The organism is Streptomyces sp. NPDC059875, from assembly GCF_042731085.1.
GTDB lineage: Bacteria > Actinomycetota > Actinomycetes > Streptomycetales > Streptomycetaceae > Streptomyces.
Map to the genome: position 1 here is coordinate 1 of NZ_JBHWJZ010000005.1, position 19,979 is coordinate 19,979.

Below are 19,979 nucleotides of genomic sequence, written 5' to 3' on the forward strand. Positions count from 1 at the left end.
GGGGGGGGTCGGGGGCCCCCCCGGGGGGGCGCCCCCCCCGCGGGGGGGGGGGGGGGGGGGGGGTTGTCCCCCCTGTGGGGTTGTTACTGGTCGGGGGGGGGGGGGGGCTCCCCCCCCCCGGCCCGGATCGCCGTCCCGCTCGGCCGCAGCCGCTGACCCGCGGCTACAGCACCGGCAGGTTCTTCCGCAGCTCGAAGGCGGTGACCTCGGAGCGGTACTCCTCCCACTCCTGCTTCTTGTTGCGCAGGAAGAAGTCGAAGACGTGCTCGCCCAGCGTCTCGGCGACCAGTTCGCTCTTCTCCATCAGGGCGATCGCCTCGCCCAGGTTCTGCGGCAGCGGCTCGATGCCCATCGCGCGGCGTTCCGCGTCCGAGAGGGCCCAGACGTCGTCGTCGGCGCCGGCCGGGAGCTCGTAGCCCTCCTCGATGCCCTTGAGGCCCGCCGCGAGCAGGACCGCGTACGTCAGGTAGGGGTTGGCGCCGGAGTCGATGGAACGGACCTCGACCCGCGAGGAGCCGGTCTTGCCGGGCTTGTACATCGGGACGCGGATCAGCGCCGAGCGGTTGTTGTGGCCCCAGCAGATGTACGAGGGGGCCTCGCCGCCCGCGCCCGCGCTGCGGGCCGAGCCGCCCCAGATGCGCTTGTAGGAGTTGACCCACTGGTTGGTGACGGCCGAGATCTCCGCGGCGTGCTTGAGCAGACCGGCGATGAAGGAACGTCCCACCTTGGAGAGCTGGTACTCCGCGCCCGACTCGTAGAACGCGTTGCGGTCGCCCTCGAAGAGGGAGAGGTGGGTGTGCATGCCCGAGCCGGGGTACTCCGAGAAGGGCTTCGGCATGAACGTGGCCTGCACGCCCTGCTCCAGCGCGACCTGCTTCATGACCAGGCGGAAGGTCATGATGTTGTCGGCCGTGGACAGCGCGTCCGCGTAGCGCAGGTCGATCTCCTGCTGGCCAGGCGCGCCCTCGTGGTGGGAGAACTCCACCGAGATGCCCATCGACTCCAGCATCGTGATCGCCTGGCGGCGGAAGTCCATGCCCACGTTCTGCGGGGTGTGGTCGAAGTAACCCGAGTTGTCGGCGGGGGTCGGCTTCGTGCCGTCCAGCGGCTTGTCCTTCAGCAGGAAGAACTCGATCTCGGGGTGGGTGTAGAAGGTGAAGCCCAGGTCCGAGGTCTTGGCGAGGATGCGCTTCAGGACGAAACGCGGGTCCGCGAAGGACGGGGAACCGTCCGGCATGAGGATGTCGCAGAACATCCGGGCCGTGCCCGGGGCCTCCGCGCGCCACGGCAGGATCTGGAAGGTGCTCGGATCCGGCTTCGCGATCATGTCCGATTCGTATACGCGGGCGAAGCCCTCGATGGCGGAGCCGTCGAAGCCGATGCCCTCGTCGAACGCCTGCTCAAGCTCGGCGGGCGCCACGGCGACCGACTTCAGGAAGCCGAGGACGTCGGTGAACCACAGCCGCACGAACCGGATGTCGCGCTCCTCGAGCGTCCGGAGCACGAATTCCTGCTGCTTGTCCATTTCCACACCCATCTTTGCTGGTCAGGCCGCCTGTTCCCACCGCCTTGGGCACATCGGGGGGCACCTGAGCATCCCACCACATGGTTTCGCGCACGTTGCACACCCATAGTGCCTGCTCGGGTGTGACACAGGTAACGGGGGACGGGCCGATTCCGTCCGTCTGTTCCCTTCTGTTCCACCTCACGTTCCCCCCACCTGTCCCCTCCCGGCGCTCCGGCCACTACGATCTCCGCCCATGGGGGGCACTCCACTCGTACGCCTGTCCCGGCGCGCGCGTCCCATGGCACTGGCGAGTGCCGTGGCGACGCTCCTTGCCGCGCTCTTCGTCTGTCTGGGTGCCGGCGACGCCGTGGCCCACGACGAGGCCGCGCAGGCGCACCATCAGCGGACCACGGGTGCCGACGAGTACGTCTGCCCGTACGACCGCGGTGACTGCTCCCTGTTCCCCTCGCTCAGCCCGGCGGTGCTCACCGCGCCGCCGCTCGACCCCCCGCCCCAGGCGGAGGGCCGCTTCCCGCGCCTCGGGCCGTCGTACGACGACGCCCGGGCGCCGCGCTCCGACGCGCAGCCCCGTGCGCCGGACCTGCACGTCCTTCAAGTACTGCGGACGTAGCCAGGGGCCGCATCCGCCCCGCCCCACGGCTCACGCCCCCACACCACCCCACATCCGAGAAGGACGACACCACCATGGCCGCCAACCGCTCCGCCAACGCCGACCGCCGCGCCCGAATAGAGGAGATGCGCCGCGCCGAGCAGGCCCGCGAGCGCCGCAACCGCTTCATCACCATCGGCGTCTCCGCCGTGGTCGTCCTGAGCCTCGTCGGCTTCGGCGGCTACGTGCTCAACCAGCAGTCCGAGAAGAAGGAGAGGCTGGAGGCCGCCGCCAAGGCCCCCATCAAGGACGAGAAGTCCTGGGACGCCAAGAAGCTCGGCCGCAACCACGTGACCACCCCGGTCGCCTACGAGATGAAGCCCCCGGTCGGCGGTGACCACGACCAGGTCTGGCAGAACTGCGACGGCGACGTCTACACGACGAAGATCGCCGAGATGAACGCCGTGCACTCGCTGGAGCACGGCGCTGTCTGGGTCACGTACAGCAAGAAGGCCGCCGAGGCCGATGTGAAGAAGCTGGCCGAGAAGGTCGGCAAGACCCCGTACTCGCTGATGAGCCCGGTCGACGACCAGTCCGGCGCGATCATGCTGAGCGCCTGGGGCAAGCAGGTCACGGTGGACAGCGCGAGCGACCCGCGGGTCGACGCCTTCTTCACCAAGTACGTGCAGGGCCCGCAGACCCCGGAGCCGGGCGCGGCCTGCACCGGTGGCGTCGGAGCCACCCAGTGAAGTTGACCCGTACGCACGGGGCGTCGATCGCCGCCGTCGTCCTCGCGCTGCTCTTCGCCGGGGGCGCCGTCACGGTCGCCTCCGCGCAGCGGGAGGAGGCGCCGGCGACCCCGGTGTCGGACTCGGCGGACGCGGGTTTCGCCCGTGACATGTCGGTCCACCACCAGCAGGCCGTCGAGATGTCGTTCATCGTCCGGGACCGCACCCAGGACGAGGAGGTGCGCCGGCTGGCGTACGACATCGCCAACACCCAGGCCAACCAGCGCGGCATGATGCTGGGCTGGCTGGACCTGTGGGGGCTGCCGAAGGTCGAGTCGGGCACGGAGCCGATGGCCTGGATGGGCATGGGCGGGCACGGCGACACCGGTCCCCTCGACGGGGCGCTGATGCCGGGCATGGCGACGAAGACCGAGCTCGACCAGCTGCGGAAGGCCGGCGGCAAGGAGGCCGAGATCCTCTACCTCCAGCTGATGACCGACCACCACAAGGGCGGCGTCCACATGGCCCAGGGCTGTGTGGACAAGTGCTCCGTGGAGGTCGAGCGGAACCTCGCGCAGGGCATGGTCGACGCCCAGGAGTCCGAGATCGCGCTGATGGCGGATCTGCTGAAGGCGCGGGGCGCGAAGCCGCGCGCCTGACCGTCCCGGCCCCGGCCCCCGTGACCCCAGCGGTCGCGGGGGCCGCGCCGTACGCGGACAATGGTTGACGCTCGGGGACGTACGTACGACGTCGTTTCTACGGAGGTACGCACCCCATGACCACGGCGAAGGACATCATGCACTCCGGGGCCCAGTGGATCCCGGAACACGAGACGCTCGACCGCGCGGCCCAGCTGATGCGCGACCTCAACGTCGGAGCCCTGCCGATCGCGGACGCGAACGAACGGCTCTGCGGCATCATCACGGACCGCGACATCGTGGTCGGCTGTGTGGCCATGGGCCACGACCCGTCGAAGATCACCTGCGGCGAGATGGCGCAGGGCACCCCGCGGTGGATCGACGCGGGAGCGGACGTCGACGCGGTGCTCGACGAGATGGAGAGTCATCAGATCCGCCGGCTCCCCGTCATCGAGAACAAGAGACTGGTCGGCATGATCAGCGAGGCCGACCTCGCCCAGCACATCACGGACGAGCAGCTCAAGGCGTTCTGCGAGAGCGTCTACGCTGCCTCGCCCGCCTGACGCGGGCGCGCCTGACGCAGGACAGCCTGCGCGATCGCGTCCGGGCGGTCCCACATCATCAGATGGCCCGACGGTTCGACGGCCTCGTAGCGGGCGCCGAGCCGCCGGGCCAGCGCGCGCTGACGACGCGCCCAGCGGGGCGAGCCGTCGGGGGCGGCGAGGACGGTGACGGGAAGGTCCGGCGGCAGCGGGAACCGCTCGCGCAGGGCGAGGAGTTCGGCCGCGACCGCGCGGTAGTGGGTGTTCTCCAGGAGCGTGCCGTGCAGCACGCGTGAGGTGGCGTACACGCGGCGGACGGCGTCGGCGGATGCCGGGTCGCCGCCCGCGGCGCGGGAGAGCCGTACGGTGGCGCGGCGGACGGCAGGGCCGAGGGCCGCAGGGGCTCCCGCAGCGGCGAGCAGGGCGCCGAGGCCGCGGGCGGCGGCGGTCCGCACCGCGGGTGCGGCGGGGGTACGGGCGTGCTCCTCGACGGAGGAGTCGACGAGGACGATCCCGGCGGCGCGGTCCGGGTGGATCCGGGCGAAGGCCTCCGCGTGGAAGCCTGCGATGGAGTGCCCGACGACGCTGGCGGGTCCGGGCAGGGACAGGGCGTCGAGGAGGCCGGCGATCCGGTGGGCCTCGCCCGTGGCGCTGGGCGGAACGGCGGCCGGGGCGGACAGCCCGTGGCCGGGCCGGTCGAAGCGGACGACCGTGCGGTGCGGGGCGAGCAGCGGCACGACCGGGTCCCAGTCGAACCAGCTCATGCCGAGTCCGGCGCTCAGCACGCAGACGGGTCCCGAGCCCTCGACGACGACATGGTGGGCGACGCCCCCGACCCGTACGAACACGCTCAAGCTCTCTCCCTGGCCACGGAGACGGCGAGTACTCCGAGCCAGACTGCCACGAGCAGGACCTGGAGCCGTTGGCCGGCCCCCAGCGAGAAGGTGCCCCGGCCCGCCTCGAAGGCGGCGACGGCGGCCAGGGTCCAGGCGGTGGCGGCCAGTTCGAGGACGACGAGCAGGGGGCCGGTGCGGGCGAGGGGCCGCCAGATCCCGTAGCGGCGGGCGGCGAGGGTCAGCGCGACCATGGCGGCCAGGGCACCCGCCATGGCGAGGCCGGAGCTGACGGCGTGTGCCGTGTGGGTGGCCGGGACGAGTCCGGCCGTCTCCCGGGCGGCGCACTCCGGGTCGGCGGTGGGCGCACAGCTCAGCGGCAGCCGGGAGTCGACGGCGGTGGCGGCGCCGAAGAGGGCGAGGGCGAGCCAGCCGGTGACGGTCCAGGGGCGGCGGCCCGGCAAGAGCAGCGCGGCCAGTGCGCCGGCGAGCACCAGCAGGCCGGCGGCGAGGTCGGTCGCGCGGAAGAGGCCACCCAGCGGCTGGTCCGCGGCGGCGAGTTCGGAGACGTACGTCCGGACCGGGTCGAGCCCGGTCCGGACGACGACTTCGAGGACCCAGGCGGTGTACGCGAGGGCGCCGAGGAACAGCAGGAGGGCGGCGGCCTGGCGCGTACGGCTGGTGGACATAGTGGTACGAGATGCTATTCGGGCACCTTCTCGCCACGGTGGTCGGGGTGGATCCGGCCGGTTTCGCGGTACTTACTGCTCGTCATGAGCTCATGGTCAGCGGGGTGCGGCCGCCTCGCATGTCGGCGACTCCGCCTCATGAACACCGGTTGCTCACAAAATCCGTGGATCTTCCATAATCAGCTGGCTTACCGTCAACCCCTCAGCCACCTCGGAGGATGCGCATGACCATGCCCACGGACGCCCCCGACCAGAACCCGTGGGGTCCGCCGCCGGCCGGTACGCCCGGGATGCCTCCGCTGCTCCCGTTCCAGCAGCCGCGCAACGGTCTCGGGGTCGCCGCTCTGGTCGTCGGCATCGTCGGTGTGCTCTTCGCGGTCGTCCCGCTGTTCTTCTGGCTCGGCACGATCCTGGGCGTGCTGGGCCTGGTATTCGGCATCATCGGCCACAGCCGCGTCCGCAAGGGGGAGGCGACGAACAAGGGGATGGCGCTCTCCGGCCTCGTTCTCGGCGCCATCGCCGTCGTCGTGTCGATCGTGGCGCTGATCGTCTTCGTCGTGGCGGTGAAGGACTTCAAGAACGACAGCGGTGACGGGATCCGCAAGCAGGACAAGGGCCCCGCCGTCGCTCCCACCGCGGACCCCTGGGACACCTGGGAGACGCCGGAGCCCGAGCCCACCGAGACCGCCCCGGCGGCGCTCGCGTTCGGCCGGAGCCACACCTACCCGGACGGGGTCGAGATCACCGTCTCGAAGCCGCGGTCGTACCAGCCCGACCAGTTCGCCGTCAGGCACGCCAAGGGCAACAAGGCGTTCCAGGTGACGATCACGATCGTCAACGGCAGCAAGACGCCCCTCGACCTCTCCACCGCCCTGCCGGACGCGAGCGACGCGGAAGGCTCACCGGCCGACACGGTCTTCGACGGCAGCGACGCGACCGAGCCGTTCCGGGGCACGGTCCTCCCGGGCAAGCAGGCCAAGAGCACCTACGCCTTCTCCATGCCCGCCGGAGCCGCCCGGGAAATGCAGCTGGAGATGGCGCCGAAGATCCTGGAGTACGACAAGGTGATCTGGACCGGGAAGACCGAGTAGTCCCGTACACCAGGACATAGTGTCGGTCTGACGATTACACTGGGCGCGTGCCTCAACTACGCCTCGCTCTGAATCAGATCGACTCGACCGTCGGCGATCTCGCCGGGAACGCCGAGGCGATCGTCCACTGGACCCGGCACTCCGCCGAGCAGGGCGCGCATCTGGTCGCGTTCCCCGAGATGGTGCTGACCGGCTACCCCGTCGAGGACCTCGCGCTGCGCTCGTCCTTCGTCGAGGCGTCCCGGACCGCCCTGCGGGCGCTCGCCCGGCGCCTCCACGCCGAGGGCTTCGGGGAGCTCCCCGTGATCGTCGGCTATCTCGACCGTTCGGACCGTGCCGAGCCCCGGCTCGGCCGGCCCGCCGGTTCGCCCGAGAACGCCGCCGCCGTGCTGCACCGCGGCGAGGTGGTGCTGCGCTTCGCCAAGCACCACCTGCCCAACTACGGCGTCTTCGACGAGTTCCGCTACTTCGTCCAGGGCGACACCATGCCCGTCGTCCGGGTCCACGGCATCGACGTGGCCCTCGCGATCTGCGAGGACCTGTGGCAGGAGGGCGGCCGGGTCCCGGCCGCCCGAAGCGCCGGCGCCGGGCTGCTCGTCTCGATCAACGCCTCGCCGTACGAGCAGAACAAGGACGACACCCGGCTCGAACTGGTCCGCAAGCGCGCCCAGGAGGCGGGCTGCACCACCGCCTATCTCGCGATGATCGGCGGTCAGGACGAGCTGGTCTTCGACGGCGACTCGATCGTGGTCGACGCGAACGGCGAAGTGATCGCGCGCGCCCCGCAGTTCTCCGAGGGCAGTGTCCTCCTCGACCTCGATCTGCCGGCCGCCTCGGCCGACGCACCCACGGGCGTCGTCGACGACGGTCTGCGGATCGACCGCGTGATCCTCTCCGAGGAGCCGCTGCCCGCGTACCAGCCGGAGCTGACCGGCGGTTACGCGGACCGGCTCGAGGACGACGAGGAGGTGTACTCGGCGCTGGTCGTGGGCCTGCGCGCGTACGCCGCCAAGAACGGTTTCCGCTCGGTCCTCATCGGTCTGTCCGGCGGGATCGACTCGGCCCTCGTCGCCGCCATCGCCTGCGACGCGGTGGGCGCGGGGAACGTGTACGGCGTCTCGATGCCGTCCAAGTACTCCTCGGACCACTCGCGCGGGGACGCCGCCGAACTGGCCCGCCGCACCGGGCTGAACTTCCGTACGGTGCCGATCGAGCCGATGTTCGACGCCTATATGGGCGCGCTCGGGCTGACGGGTCTGGCGGAGGAGAACCTGCAGTCCCGGCTGCGCGGCACGATGCTGATGGCGATCTCCAACCAGGAGGGCCACATCGTCCTCGCGCCCGGCAACAAGTCCGAGCTGGCAGTGGGCTATTCGACCCTGTACGGCGACTCGGTCGGCGCGTACGGACCCATCAAGGACGTCTACAAGTCGACCGTGTTCCGGCTCGCGCGCTGGCGCAACCGGGCGGCCGAGGAGCGCGGCCAGACCCCGCCGATCCCGGAGAGCTCGATCACCAAGCCGCCGAGCGCCGAGCTGCGCCCGGGGCAGGTGGACACCGACTCGCTGCCGGACTACGACGTCCTGGACCGGATCCTCGCCCTGTACGTCGACCGCGACCAGGGCAAGGACGCCGTCGTCGCGGCCGGCTTCGACGAGGAGCTGGTGACACGGACGCTGCGGATGGTGGACACGGCGGAGTACAAGCGGCGCCAATTCCCGCCGGGCACCAAGATCTCGGCGAAGGGCTTCGGCAAGGACCGCCGGCTGCCGATCACGAACCGCTGGCGGGAGACGACGAGCCACTGACGGCCCGTTCGACGGCCGGGGCGCTTCCCGCGACGACGCGGGAGGCGCCCTCCGCCGTACGCGTACGGTCGAGCAGGCCCGCCACCGCCGCGATCGCCAGGCCGAGGACGGCGAGGACCGCGCCGACGAGGGTCGGTGAGGTCCAGCCCCAGCCGGCGGCGACGGCCGCGCCGCCCGCCCAGGCGCCGCCCGCATTGGCGAGGTTGAAGGCGGAGTGGTTGGAGGCGGAGGCCAGGGTCGGCGCGTCCTTGGCCTTGTTCATGACCAGCATCTGCAGCGGCGTGGTCGTCATGAAGCCGACCGCGCCGAGGACGACGACGGTCACGAGGGCCAGCCACGGCACATGGATCGTGAACCGGAAGGCCACCAGGACGAGCGCGAGGGCGGCGAGGGAGCCGTACAGCGTCGGCCGCAGCGCCCGGTCGGTCAGCGGGCCCGCGGCGAGCGCGCCGGCCGTCATGCCGATGCCGAAGAGGGCGAGGACGAGGGTGACCGAGGACTCCCCGAAGCCCATCACCTCGGTGGTCATCGAGGCGAGGTAGGAGTAGACGGCGAAGACGCCCGCGAAGCCGAAGACCGCGGTGAGCAGCCCGAGCAGCACCTGCGGACGGCCGAGCGCGCGCACCTCCCGGCCCAGGCTCTGCCGCTCGTCGACGGGGACGTACGGTACGAGCCGGGCGAGCGCCGCCATGGCCAGCAGGCCGATGACGGTGACGACGAGGAAGGTGGCGCGCCAGCCGAGGTGCTGACCGAGGAGTGTCGCGGCCGGTACGCCGAGGATGTTGGCGACCGTGAGTCCGAGGAACATCGTGGCCACCGCCCGCGCCTGCCGGTCCTCGGGCACGAGCCGCGCGGCGACGACGGCGCCGACGCCGAAGAACGCGCCGTGCGGGAGCCCGGCCAGGACCCGGCCCGCGATCAGCCAGCCGAAGCCGGGCGCGAGCGCGGAGGCCAGGTTGCCGACGACGAACAGCGCCATCAGCAGGAGCAGCATCTTCTTGCGCGGCACGCGGGAGCCGAGCGCGGTGAGCAGCGGGGCGCCGATGACGACGCCGATCGCGTACGCCGAGACGAGGTGGCCGGCGGTGGGGACGGAGGTGCCGAGGTCGCCGGCGACGTTGGGCAGCAGGCCCATCATCACGAACTCGGTGGTGCCGATGCCGAAGGCGGAGACGGCGAGCGCGAGCAGCGCCAGGGGCATGGGAGAGCCTTTCCAGACGAATAGTTCTTCGACTGAACAAATACTCTCAGGTGGAATGTTCCCGCCGGCCTCCCCCGGGTGACGGGGAGGTTTCGGGTCAGAGAGCGACGCGCGCGGCGATCGGCAGGTGGTCGCTCTTCGTCTCCGGCAGCGTCCACGAGGACACCGGCTCGACGCCCTTCACCATGATCTGGTCGATCCGCGCCATCGGGAACGCGGCGGGCCAGCTGAAGCCGAAGCCGTCGCCCGACGCGCCCTGGGTGGAGCGCATCTGCGCGGTGACGGCGTTGAGCGAGCGGTCGTTCATGGTGCCGTTGAGGTCGCCGAGCAGGACGACCCGCTCGTGGGACTCGCCGGCGATGGCCTCCCCGAGCAGGTTCGCGCTGTTGTCGCGCTGGTTGGCGGTGAAGCCCGCGTTCATCTTGACCCGCACGGACGGCAGGTGGGCGACGTACACGGCGACCTCGGCCTTGGGCGTGGAGACGGTGGCGCGCATGGCGCGGGTCCAGCCCATGCCGATGTCCACCGGCTGCTCGCCGCTCAGCGGGTAACGGCTCCACAGCCCGACCGTGCCCTGCACGGAGTGGTACTTGTACGTGCTCGCCAGGGCCCGCTCGTACACCGAGACCATGTCGCCCTTGAGCTCCTCCAGGGCCACCACGTCCGCGCCGGACGCGGCGAGCTGCCGGGCGGTGCCCTCGGGGTCGGGGTTGTCGGCGTTCACGTTGTGGGTGGCGACGGTGAGGTCGCCACCCGCGGCGGACTTGTCGGTGACGAGCCCCCCGAAGAGGTTGACCCAGACCACGGCCGGCAGGAGCAGGGCGATCAGCGCGGTGGCCGAGCGGCGCAGCAGCGCCAGGACGAGCAGGACGGGCACGAACACGCCCAGCCAGGGCAGGAAGGTCTCGGTGAGGCTGCCCAGGTTGCCGATCCGGTTGGGGATCTCGGCGTGGAAGACCATCAGGAGGGTGAGCAGCACCGCGCAGACGGCCAGGAGGATCCCGCGGCGCCAGATGCCCCGGTCACCGCGCCAGCGCCTCAGCGCCGCCCGGAACCGGGACCGGGAGCGCTCGTCCCCGGCGCCGCCGTTCTCGGTCTCCGCCATGTCCACCCGCGCCATCACTCAGTCCTCACTGCCTTACTGCCTTGCTCTGCGACCCGACGTCGACACTAGGTGATGCCGGGGCTGCCGTACTGCCACGAGGGACGACAGAGCGGCGCGGCGGGTTCCTGCAGGTGGCGCGGGGGCGGGTGGCTGTGACAGAACGCGCACATTCATACGTACGTATCGAAATTCGTCCTGTCGTCGCAGTGTGAACAGCACCACTGCGGCCCACTTCCCGCGTCATGGCGCGAGGTGCCACCATGGACGTGATCCGGGGACGCCGTCAGGGCGCCTCGAGATGACGAAGGAGCCGTTCACCATGACGCTTCAGCCTGCCCAGAAGCAGTCCCCCGACAGCAGCAAGGCGCTGTACGGAGGCAAGGGCACGCGCCGTATCACGGTCCACGACATCACCGCCGCCAAGGTCCGCGGCGAGAAGTGGCCCATGCTCACCGCCTACGACGCGATGACCGCGTCCGTCTTCGACGAGGCCGGCATCCCGGTCGTGCTCGTCGGCGACTCCATGGGCAACTGCCATCTCGGGTACGACACCACCGTGCCCGTCACGATGGACGAGATGACCCTCCTGTCGGCCGCCGTCGTCCGGGGCACCAAGCGCGCCCTCGTCGTCGGCGACCTCCCCTTCGGTTCGTACCAGGAAGGGCCCGTACAGGCCCTGCGCAACGCCACCCGGCTCGTCAAGGACGCGGGCGTCGGGGCGGTCAAGCTGGAGGGCGGCCAGCGCTCGCTGCCGCAGACCGAGCTGCTCGTCCAGGCCGGCATCCCGGTCATGTCCCACCTGGGACTGACCCCGCAGTCCGTCAACACCATGGGCTACCGAGTGCAGGGCCGGGGCGACGAGGCCGCGCACCGGCTGCTCAGCGACGCCAAGGCGGCCCAGGACGCGGGCGCCTTCGCCGTCGTCCTGGAGCTCGTACCGGCCGAGCTGGCCGCCGAGGTCACCCGCTCGCTGCACATCCCGACCATCGGCATCGGCGCCGGCCCGGACACCGACGCCCAGGTCCTCGTCTGGACGGACATGGCCGGTCTGACCGGCGGGAAGGTGCCGCGGTTCACCAAGCAGTACGCCAACCTGCGCGAGACGCTCGGCGACGCCGCGCGCGCCTTCGCGGAGGACGTCACCGGCGGGGCGTTCCCCGCCGAGGAGCACACCTTCCACTAGTCCACTGTGGAACCACGGTGAAAGCCGACAGCCCGCCGACATTCCCCCATCGGCGGGCTGTCGGACGTCTGTAGGCGGAATGTCAGTGGCGGCTGGTCCCATGGGTGGCATGACGCGATCCGCACACAACGCCGTCGAGGTACGAGGCCTCGTGAAGCACTACGGCGAGACGAAGGCCCTCGACGGGGTCGACCTCGACGTCCGGGAGGGCACCGTCCTCGGCGTGCTCGGCCCGAACGGGGCCGGCAAGACCACCCTCGTCCGCTGCCTGTCCACCCTGATCGTCCCGGACTCGGGGACCGCCACCGTCGCCGGCTACGACGTGGTGAAGCAGCCCCGCCAGCTCCGCCGCACGATCGGCCTCACCGGCCAGTACGCCTCGGTCGACGAGAAGCTGTCCGGCTGGGAGAACCTCTACATGATCGGGCGGCTGCTCGACCTCTCCCGCAAGGACGCCCGGCGCCGCGCCGACGACCTCCTCGAGCGGTTCTCGCTCACCGAGGCCGCCAAGCGGCCCGCGATGACCTACTCCGGCGGCATGCGCCGGCGGCTCGACCTCGCCGCCTCGATGATCGGCCACCCCGCCGTCCTCTACCTGGACGAGCCCACCACCGGTCTCGACCCGCGCACCCGCAACGAGGTCTGGGACGAGGTCAAGCAGATGGTCTCCGAGGGCGTGACCGTGCTGCTCACCACCCAGTACATGGAGGAGGCGGAGCAGCTCGCCGGCGAGCTGACCGTCATCGACCGGGGCAAGGTCATCGCCAACGGCAAGGTCGACGAGCTCAAGGCCCGTGTCGGCGGCCGCACGCTCACGATCCGCCCGGTGGACACCAGCGACCTGCCCGCCATGGCGGCGGCGCTGCGCGAGTCCGGCCTCGACGGCATCGCCGGCGCGACCGTCGTCCCCGACGACGGCGCGCTGTACGTCCCGATCCTGAGCGACGAGCAGCTGACCGCCGTCGTGGGCCTGCTGGGCACGCGCGGCTACGGCATCGCGCACATCGGCACGCACCTGCCCAGTCTGGACGAGGTCTTCCTCGCCATCACGGGCGAGAAGACCACCGTTTCCGCCACGACCCCCGAGGAGGTCGCCGCGTGAGCACCACGACGACCACACAGCTCACCAAGGCCCCCGCCGAGGCACCCGGGCCGTCTCCTGTGCGCCCGGCGCCCGGCGGCGAGGGCCGGATCGGCCTGCGTGCCAACCTCCGCCACATCGGCGCCCTGGCGCGGCGCAACGCGCTGCAGATCAGGCAGGACCCGGAGTCGATGTTCGACGTCGTCCTGATGCCGATCGTCTTCGTCCTGCTCTTCGTGTACGTCTTCGGCGGCGCGATCTCCGGCAAGGGCAACAACGACGCCTACGTCAACTACGTGGTCCCCGGCCTGATGGCGATGATGGGCATGAACATCTCCATGGCCGTCGGCACTGGCATCAACGACGACTTCAAGAAGGGGGTCATGGACCGGTTCCGGACGATGCCGATCGCCCGGTCCTCCGTCCTCATCGCGAAGATCGTCGTCGAGATGGGCCGGATGGTGATCGCCACCGCGATCCTGCTCGGCATGGGCTTCCTGCTCGGCCTGGAGATCAAGGGCTCGGTCCTGGACCTCTTCGCCGCCATCGGTCTGTCCATGGTGTTCGGCGCCTCGCTGATGTGGATCTTCATCCTGCTCGGTCTCGCGCTGCCGACGGCCCAGGCCGTCCAGGGGATGGCCATGCTCGTTCTGATGCCGCTGCAGTTCGGCTCCTCGATCTTCGCCCCGCCGACCTCGATGCCCGGCTGGCTGGAGACCTTCACCGAGTACAACCCGCTGTCGAACCTCGCCGACGCCGCCCGGGCCATGATCAACGGCACCCCCGTCGGCAACTCGGTGTGGATGACGCTCGGCTGGGCCGTGGCGATCACCGCGGTGACGGCGCCGCTCGCGGTGGCCAAGTTCCGCAAGAAGACCTGAGCCGTACGGGGGTTCAGGACTCGGCGCGCTTGTTGATCGCGTCGGCGCGTTCGAGCAGGGCGGCGGCCTCTTCCAAGGAGAGGCCGCCGCCCTCGGCGTACGCGGCCTCGAAGGCCTTGTCGCCGAGCACGGAGCGGGCGAGCTCCGTGGCGCGCTCCAGGCTGTCGCGCTCGGGCGGCGAGAGCAGATGGCCCTCCGGGAGCAGACCCGGGTGGGCGCCCAGGAGCCGGGCCCCGACCGCCGCGCAGGGACCACCCAGACCGGCGAGGGCCCAGGCGGCGGTGACCAGATGGACCGCCGGCATCTGCGGGGCGACCATCATCGACAGGGCGCCCAGGGACCGTTCCACGGCCTCCCGGGAGAGGGCGAGCGCGGACTCGTACCGTCCGTCGAGGTTGTCCAGCCAGCCCAGGCTTCCGAGGGTGAACCCGCCGAAGATCGACAGGGTCTCGGAGCTGAAGTCGTCGAGCAGCGTGGTCAGTTGCTCGCGGGCCTCGGACGTGCGGCCCGTGCGGCCGAGCAACATCGCCAGGAAGAGGCGGGCGGCGAGCATCGCTTCGTGCCCGCGGTACTCCTCGGCCGCCAGGACCTGGCAGAGGATCGCCTCCGCCTCCTCGGCGCGACCGGTCACGGAGAGCATGTAGGCGTACCGGGCGCGCAGCAGCGCCATCTGGGACTGGGCGCCGACCCGCTCGGCGTAGCCGATGGCCGCGGCGAAGTCCTCTGCCGCGCCGTCGAAACGGAGCTGCCGCTCGCGGGCCTCGCCGCGTGAGGAGAGCGCCTCGGCCGCGCCCCAGGCGTCGTCGAGGCGGACGAAGATCTCCAGGCTCTCCTCGGCGTCGACCGCCGCGTCTCCGGCCCAGTCGGATCGGTTGGCCAGCAGGTTGGCGCGCAGCTGGAGGGCGTTGGCGAGATCCCAGTCGTAGCCGAAGCGGCGGCAGGCGTCGACGGTGGCGTCGAGCATCTCGCGCATCCGGCCCCCCTCGCCGATGAGCATGACGGCGAAGACGGCGAACGCGCCGGGCAGGCGGCAGGTCTGCGGCAGCCCGGGCCGGTAGACGGCGGTGATCCGCTTCAGCCGCTCCACACCGTCGGGGGTGGTCCAGTCCCCCGTCATGTGGTCCATGTTGAGCAGGCCGATGAGCCGCACCCCGCGACGGGCCTCCCACAGCTGTTCCTCGCTCAGCGGGGGCGGCGTGGCGGTGCAGGGCTCGTGGAGCGGTACGACGGGGGCGGCGGGCGGCGCGAAGGGGTCGGGCCCGAGGACGGCGGCGGCCTCGGCCCAGTGCAGGGCGTCGGCGCGTAGATCGCGCATCTGCCAGTACCAGAGCAGGCAGTGGACGAGGACGAGCGCCTCGTGCTCATCGCGTGCGGCGACGGCGCTGCGCAGGGCGGTGCGCAGATTCTCGTACTCGGTCCGGAACCAGTTCATGGCGCGGAGCTGGTCGCCGCCGCGGAGCTCGGGGTCGGTGGCGCGGGCGAGTTCGCGGTAGTGGACGAGATGCCGCCGCTCGACCGCCGCCCGTTCCCCCTCCTCGTCGAGCCGCTCGCCGGCGTACTCGGCGACGGTCTCCAGGAGGCGGTAGCGCATCGTCCCGTCGTCGGTGGGCGCGGCGACGACGAGGGACTTGTCGACGAGCGACCCGAGGACGTCGAGGGCGTCGGGGACGGCGGGGACGTCGTTCGGGTCGGTGGGCCGGGTGCCGCACACAGACTCGGCCGCCTCCAGGTCGCAGCCGCCCGTGAAGACGGACAGGCGGCGCAGGACGGCCCGTTCGGGTGCGTCGAGGAGGTCCCAGGACCAGTCGACGACGGCGCGGAGGGTCTGCTGCCGGGGCAGGACGGTACGGGCTCCGGAGGTGAGGAGCCGGAAGCGGTCGTCGAGGCGGTCCGCGATCTGGCGCGGTGTCAGCAGTCGCAGCCGCGCCGCCGCCAGCTCGATCGCGAGCGGGAGGCCGTCGAGGCGCCGGCAGATCTCGGCGCACGCCTCGGGGTCGTCGCCGGGGTCGAAGCCGGGCCGGGCCGCGGCCCCGCGCTCCCCGAGCAGGCGCAGCGCGCTCTCCGGCGACAGCGGCTCCACCGGTCGCAGGAACTCCCCGGGGACGCCGAGGGGTTCGCGGCTCGTGGCGAGGACGGTCACGCCCGGGCACCGGGCGAGCAGCGCCTCTGCGAGGCCGGCCGCCGCGTCCACGACGTGTTCGCAGTTGTCCAGGATGAGCAGCAGCCGGCGCGAGGCGCAGTGCTCGACGAGGCGTCCGAGCGGGGTCTCGGTGCCGCGCAGCTCCTCCGCGCCCGCGCCCCGGAGCACGGTCTCGCGCGCGCCGACGGCCCCGAGCACGGCTTCGGTGACGGCCTCGGGATCGGTCACGGGCGCGAGCTCGGCGAGCCAGACCCCGTCCGGCCACGCCCCGGCCCCGGCGGCCCGCTCGGCCCCCTCCTGCGAAAGCCGGGTCTTCCCGGCACCGCCGGGCCCGAGCAGGGTGACGAGCCTGCTGCCGTGCAGGTCGTCCCGGAGCTGAGCGATGTCCTGCCCCCGCCCGACGAAACTCGTGAGCCGTGCCCGGAGGTTACCGGGACGCGGGGGTGAGGCGGGACGGCCCGGGGGCGCGGCGGCGTCGGAGCCGCCGGGCGGCGAGGACGCGGCGGACTCGTCCAGGGGCCCCCGGGAGCCGTCGTCGTCCGCGCGCTGCGCGGGGTCGGGAGCCCGGCCGTCCTGGCCCGCTCCGGGCGAACCGTCCTCCTGCCCCGCCTGACCGGGGGCCGCACCATCGCCCGGCCCCGGCCGGGCCCGGCCCACCTGGCCGGGGGACAGGAGTTCCGCGTGGAGGGTCCGCAGGGCCGGGGAGGGGTCCGTGCCCAGGCGGGTCGCCAGGGTGCGGCGGAAGGACTCGTACGCGGCGAGGGCCTCCGCCGCGCGGCCCGAGTCGCGGAGCGCTCGGATGCGCAGGGCCTGGAGGGGTTCGTCGAGCGGGTGCGCCTCGCACAGGGCGGCCAGTTCGGGGAGGACCGACGCGGCGTCCCCCAGCGCGAGGGCCGCGCCGAAGCGGGCCCGGCGGGCGTCGAGGCGGCGGGCCTCCCAGCGGGCTGCCTCCGCCGTACGGTCCGGCAGATCGGCGAGCGCGGGCCCGCGCCACAGGCCGAGCGCCTCGTCGAGCAGCTCCGCCGCCCGCGCCGGGTCGCCCGCGCCCAGCGCCCGTACGCCCTCCCTCGCCAGCCGCTCGAAGCGGTGCGCGTCCACGTCCTCGGGCCCGGCCGCCAGCCGGTAGCCGCCCGGGGCCGACACCACGGCCTCCCGGCCGAGCGCCCGCCTCAACCGTCCCACCAGGGCCTGGAGCGCCGCCGCCCCGTCGGCCGGCGGTGCCCCGTCCCACACCTCGTCGACGAGCACGCCGACCGGCACGGTCCGGCCGGCCCGCAGCGCCAGGACGGCCAGCAGCGCCCGCAGCCGGGCCCCGCCGAGGGAGACGGGGGTGCCGTCGGCGGTGTGGACCTGGGTGGGACCCAGTACGGAATAGCGCACAGGCTCTATTCTCCGTGAGCCGGGGATCATCGCAGGAACTCACCCCCGCCCCGGCACGTTTCCCGCACACACCCAGCCGCGCCCCAGGGAGTCCCACCGATGACCACGGCCACCACCCGTAGCCACGAGCGCAGGATCAGCCCGGTCTTCCTGGCGATCCTCGCCGTCATGGCAGTCACCGGCTGGGCCGTGTGGACCGGCTTCGCGGCCTCCCCCGGCCTGGCGATCTTCCTCTTCGTGACCTCGGCGTGGGTCGTCTCGCTCTGTCTCCACGAGTACGCGCACGCCCGCACCGCCCTGCACGGCGGCGACATCACGGTCGGGGCCAAGGGGTATCTCACGCTCAACCCGCTCGCCTACACCCACGCCGTGCTGAGCATCATCCTGCCCGTGCTGTTCGTGATCATGGGTGGTATCGGTCTGCCGGGCGGCGCGGTCTTCATCGAGCAGGGCCGGATCAAGGGCCGCTGGAAGCACAGCCTGATCTCGGCGGCGGGCCCGCTGGCGAACGTCCTGTTCGCGATCGTCTGCACGGCGCCGTTCTGGCTGGACGCGCTGGACGGCGTCCCGCTCCCCTTCCGGTTCGCGCTCGCCTTCCTGGCGTTCCTCCAGGTGACGGCCGCGCTCCTGAACTTCCTGCCGGTGCCGGGCCTCGACGGCTACGGGGTGATCGAGCCCTGGCTGTCGTACAAGATCAAGCGGCAGATCGAGCCGTACGCGCCGTACGGCTTCTTCGTCGTGATCGCGCTGCTCTTCGTCCCGGCGATCAACGGCGCGTTCTTCGACACGATCGACGCGCTGATGCGGGCGCTCGGCGTGCCGGAGATCTCCCGCTACTGCGGCTCGAACCTCTACCGCTTCTGGCAGGAGACGCCGGAGCTCTGCGAGATCTAGGCCCCGGCCTCGGTCCGGGTCTCGATCCGGGCCCGGCGGATGTAGTACCAGGCCATGTTGGAGGAGAGGCCGGCGAGCAGCACCCAGACGACGCCGAGCCAGCTGCCCGCGGTGAAGGAGACGACGGCCGCGACGACGGAGAGCGCGCAGACGGCGAGGGAGTAGAGAGCGAGGCGGGGCATGGGGGTCGGCTCCTGTCCGGGTACGGCTGATGGTGCCCGTCCAGTGTCCCCCATGCCCCCGACCGCTCGGGCGCCGGTCAGACGTCGGTGACGCGCAGGCCCGCGTGGGCCTTGTAGCGGCGGTTGACCGAGATCAGATTGGCGACCAGCGACTCGACCTGGTGGGCGTTGCGCAGCCGGCCGGCGAAGACGCCGCGCATGCCCGGGATGCGGCCGGCGAGCGCCTGGACGATCTCGACGTCGGCGCGCTCCTCGCCGAGGACCATCACGTCCGTGTCGATCTCGTCGATCGAGGGGTCCTGGAGCAGGACGGCGGAGAGGTGGTGGAAGGCGGCGGCGACCCGGGACCCGGGGAGCAGGGCGGCGGCCTGCTCGGCGGCGGAGCCCTCCTCCGGCTTGAGGGCGAAGGCGCCCTTCTTGTCGAAGCCGAGGGGGTTGACGCAGTCGACGACGAGCTTGCCGGCGAGTTCGTCGCGCAGCGACTCCAGGGTCTTGGCGTGCCCGTCCCACGGGACGGCGACGATCACGATGTCGCTGCGCCGGGCGCACTCGGCGTTGTCGGCGCCCTCGATACCGAGGCCCAGCTCGTCGGCGGCGGTCTGCGCGCGCTCGGCGGCGCGGGAGCCGATGATCACCTTCTGGCCGGCCTTGGCGAGGCGGTACGCGAGACCGCGGCCCTGGTCGCCGGTGCCGCCGAGGACGCCGACGACGAGACCGGACACGTCGGGGAGGTCCCAGGGGTCCTTGGGGGCGGGCTTGCTGTCAGTCGTAGTCATGGCCTCGACATTACTGGCCGGTCGGGGCCGTGCGTCTCCCGTACGGGTGGATCCTCGGCAACCGGCCTCGCGCCGGGCACGGCTGCGGCAGGATGCGGCCCCATGGATGCCGTACGCGTCGCGCTGCTGCGGGAAGTGCTGGCCGGAACCGAGTGGCCGGCTGCGGCCCGCGGCTTCGCGGCTTCGCTCCGGTCCTCCGTCGTGCCGCACGGGGGCGGGCTGCTCCTGGTGGGGACGGCGGGGTACGAGCCCTGGCACCTGGCGGCGCACCTGGTGGACGAGGCGGCCTGGTCGGGGCAGCCGGAACTGGCGCCGACGCTCGTACGCCACCGGGTGCGGCCGGGCGATCCGGCGCACCTGGCGGTGGGGCTCGGCCGCCTGGAGTCCGCGCGGCGCGGCGCAACGCTGCTGATGGTCGCGCCGGAACGGCCCGACGCGGGTCTCCTCGAGCGGGTCCACGACGCCCGCAGGGCGGGGGCGACGGTGCTCTCCCTGGACGACGGCGACCCGGAGGTCCACGGCCTGGCGCACGAGGCGCTGACGGTGACCGCGGACGCGGAGGTCGACCTGGACACGGTGCAGCACCTGGTGAGCGCGGCGTCCGGCGAGAACAGCCTCCCTTCCCCCCGCGGCCGACGCCGCCTGCGGGACCGCCTGTCCCGCCTGGCCGACCACCTGACGTCACCGCCCCCGCCGGGCTGGTAGCGCGG

General features: G+C 72.1%; 19 protein-coding genes. 11 read left to right on the forward strand and 8 right to left on the reverse strand.

The window, feature by feature from the left end:
- Window positions 1-163: 163 nt before the first annotated feature.
- The gene (locus ACFV9D_RS07550; RefSeq protein ID WP_352188302.1) at window positions 164-1,525 is read right to left on the reverse strand and encodes a glutamine synthetase family protein; all 1,362 of its coding nucleotides are present in this window, start codon (window positions 1,523-1,525) and stop codon (window positions 164-166) included.
- Between the two features lie 235 nt (window positions 1,526-1,760).
- Between ACFV9D_RS07550 and ACFV9D_RS07555 the strand changes: the two genes are divergently transcribed.
- From ACFV9D_RS07555 to ACFV9D_RS07570, 4 genes are all read left to right on the forward strand, one after another.
- Window positions 1,761-2,138 (forward strand): hypothetical protein, encoded by a 378-nt coding sequence (locus ACFV9D_RS07555; RefSeq protein ID WP_385142413.1) that lies wholly within the window; start codon window positions 1,761-1,763, stop codon window positions 2,136-2,138.
- Window positions 2,139-2,212: 74 nt separating this feature from the next.
- Complete coding sequence (locus ACFV9D_RS07560; protein WP_385142415.1) at window positions 2,213-2,866, forward strand: DUF3105 domain-containing protein; 654 nt, start codon at window positions 2,213-2,215, stop codon at window positions 2,864-2,866.
- 2 nt (window positions 2,867-2,868) lie between these two features.
- Window positions 2,869-3,504 carry a DUF305 domain-containing protein gene (locus tag ACFV9D_RS07565; protein ID WP_385142418.1) on the forward strand — a complete coding sequence of 212 codons (636 nt, stop codon included), beginning with the start codon at window positions 2,869-2,871 and terminating at the stop codon, window positions 3,502-3,504.
- Between the two features lie 116 nt (window positions 3,505-3,620).
- Window positions 3,621-4,046, forward strand: a complete 426-nt coding sequence (locus ACFV9D_RS07570) for a CBS domain-containing protein (RefSeq protein WP_385142421.1) — start codon at window positions 3,621-3,623, stop codon at window positions 4,044-4,046.
- On the opposite strand, the gene ACFV9D_RS07575 is transcribed toward ACFV9D_RS07570, so the two are convergent.
- Entirely contained in the window at window positions 4,025-4,879 is an 855-nt protein-coding gene (locus ACFV9D_RS07575; RefSeq protein ID WP_385142424.1) for an alpha/beta fold hydrolase, read from the reverse strand. The genes ACFV9D_RS07570 and ACFV9D_RS07575 overlap by 22 nt on opposite strands.
- On the reverse strand, window positions 4,876-5,547 hold the full coding sequence (locus tag ACFV9D_RS07580) for a DUF998 domain-containing protein (RefSeq protein ID WP_385142427.1): 672 nt from the start codon (window positions 5,545-5,547) through the stop codon (window positions 4,876-4,878). The genes ACFV9D_RS07575 and ACFV9D_RS07580 overlap by 4 nt, the downstream gene beginning before the upstream one ends.
- Window positions 5,548-5,771: 224 nt before the next feature.
- On the opposite strand from ACFV9D_RS07580, the gene ACFV9D_RS07585 reads away from it, so the two are divergent.
- Both ACFV9D_RS07585 and ACFV9D_RS07590 read left to right on the forward strand, forming a co-directional pair.
- On the forward strand, window positions 5,772-6,638 hold the full coding sequence (locus ACFV9D_RS07585) for a DUF4190 domain-containing protein (RefSeq protein WP_385142429.1): 867 nt from the start codon (window positions 5,772-5,774) through the stop codon (window positions 6,636-6,638).
- A gap of 47 nt (window positions 6,639-6,685) precedes the next feature.
- Window positions 6,686-8,446: an NAD+ synthase gene (locus ACFV9D_RS07590; RefSeq protein WP_385142431.1), complete on the forward strand. Its 1,761-nt coding sequence runs from the start codon at window positions 6,686-6,688 to the stop codon at window positions 8,444-8,446.
- Here ACFV9D_RS07590 and ACFV9D_RS07595 read toward each other — a convergent pair.
- Window positions 8,412-9,647, reverse strand: coding sequence for an MFS transporter (locus ACFV9D_RS07595; RefSeq protein ID WP_385142433.1), 1,236 nt, complete (start codon window positions 9,645-9,647; stop codon window positions 8,412-8,414). The two genes, ACFV9D_RS07590 and ACFV9D_RS07595, sit on opposite strands and share 35 nt — an antisense overlap.
- Before the next feature lie 97 nt (window positions 9,648-9,744).
- Window positions 9,745-10,767: an endonuclease/exonuclease/phosphatase family protein gene (locus ACFV9D_RS07600; protein WP_385142435.1), complete on the reverse strand. Its 1,023-nt coding sequence runs from the start codon at window positions 10,765-10,767 to the stop codon at window positions 9,745-9,747.
- A gap of 304 nt (window positions 10,768-11,071) precedes the next feature.
- Here ACFV9D_RS07600 and panB point away from each other — a divergent pair, with 304 nt between their 5' ends.
- The 3 genes from panB to ACFV9D_RS07615 all read left to right on the forward strand — a co-directional run bounded on the left by panB (window position 11,072) and on the right by ACFV9D_RS07615 (window position 13,897).
- On the forward strand, window positions 11,072-11,935 hold the full coding sequence (gene panB / locus ACFV9D_RS07605) for a 3-methyl-2-oxobutanoate hydroxymethyltransferase (RefSeq protein WP_385142438.1): 864 nt from the start codon (window positions 11,072-11,074) through the stop codon (window positions 11,933-11,935).
- 109 nt (window positions 11,936-12,044) lie between these two features.
- On the forward strand, window positions 12,045-13,037 hold the full coding sequence (locus ACFV9D_RS07610) for an ATP-binding cassette domain-containing protein (protein ID WP_385142441.1): 993 nt from the start codon (window positions 12,045-12,047) through the stop codon (window positions 13,035-13,037).
- Window positions 13,034-13,897 carry an ABC transporter permease gene (locus tag ACFV9D_RS07615; protein WP_385142445.1) on the forward strand — a complete coding sequence of 288 codons (864 nt, stop codon included), beginning with the start codon at window positions 13,034-13,036 and terminating at the stop codon, window positions 13,895-13,897. The genes ACFV9D_RS07610 and ACFV9D_RS07615 overlap by 4 nt, the downstream gene beginning before the upstream one ends.
- 13 nt (window positions 13,898-13,910) lie before the next feature.
- Here the strand turns inward: ACFV9D_RS07615 and ACFV9D_RS07620 are convergent, their stop codons facing one another.
- The gene (locus tag ACFV9D_RS07620; RefSeq protein WP_385142448.1) at window positions 13,911-17,417 is read right to left on the reverse strand and encodes a BTAD domain-containing putative transcriptional regulator; all 3,507 of its coding nucleotides are present in this window, start codon (window positions 17,415-17,417) and stop codon (window positions 13,911-13,913) included.
- A gap of 99 nt (window positions 17,418-17,516) precedes the next feature.
- On the opposite strand from ACFV9D_RS07620, the gene ACFV9D_RS07625 reads away from it, so the two are divergent.
- Entirely contained in the window at window positions 17,517-18,311 is a 795-nt protein-coding gene (locus ACFV9D_RS07625; RefSeq protein WP_385142450.1) for a site-2 protease family protein, read from the forward strand.
- Here the strand turns inward: ACFV9D_RS07625 and ACFV9D_RS07630 are convergent.
- Together ACFV9D_RS07630 and npdG are read right to left on the reverse strand one after the other, a co-directional pair.
- Window positions 18,308-18,547: a hypothetical protein gene (locus ACFV9D_RS07630; protein WP_385142453.1), complete on the reverse strand. Its 240-nt coding sequence runs from the start codon at window positions 18,545-18,547 to the stop codon at window positions 18,308-18,310. The two genes, ACFV9D_RS07625 and ACFV9D_RS07630, sit on opposite strands and share 4 nt — an antisense overlap.
- Window positions 18,548-18,570: 23 nt before the next feature.
- The gene (npdG, locus tag ACFV9D_RS07635; protein ID WP_385142456.1) at window positions 18,571-19,269 is read right to left on the reverse strand and encodes an NADPH-dependent F420 reductase; all 699 of its coding nucleotides are present in this window, start codon (window positions 19,267-19,269) and stop codon (window positions 18,571-18,573) included.
- A gap of 102 nt (window positions 19,270-19,371) precedes the next feature.
- Between npdG and ACFV9D_RS07640 the strand changes: the two genes are divergently transcribed.
- Complete coding sequence (locus tag ACFV9D_RS07640; RefSeq protein ID WP_385142459.1) at window positions 19,372-19,974, forward strand: hypothetical protein; 603 nt, start codon at window positions 19,372-19,374, stop codon at window positions 19,972-19,974.
- The last annotated feature ends 5 nt before the right edge of the window (window positions 19,975-19,979 follow it).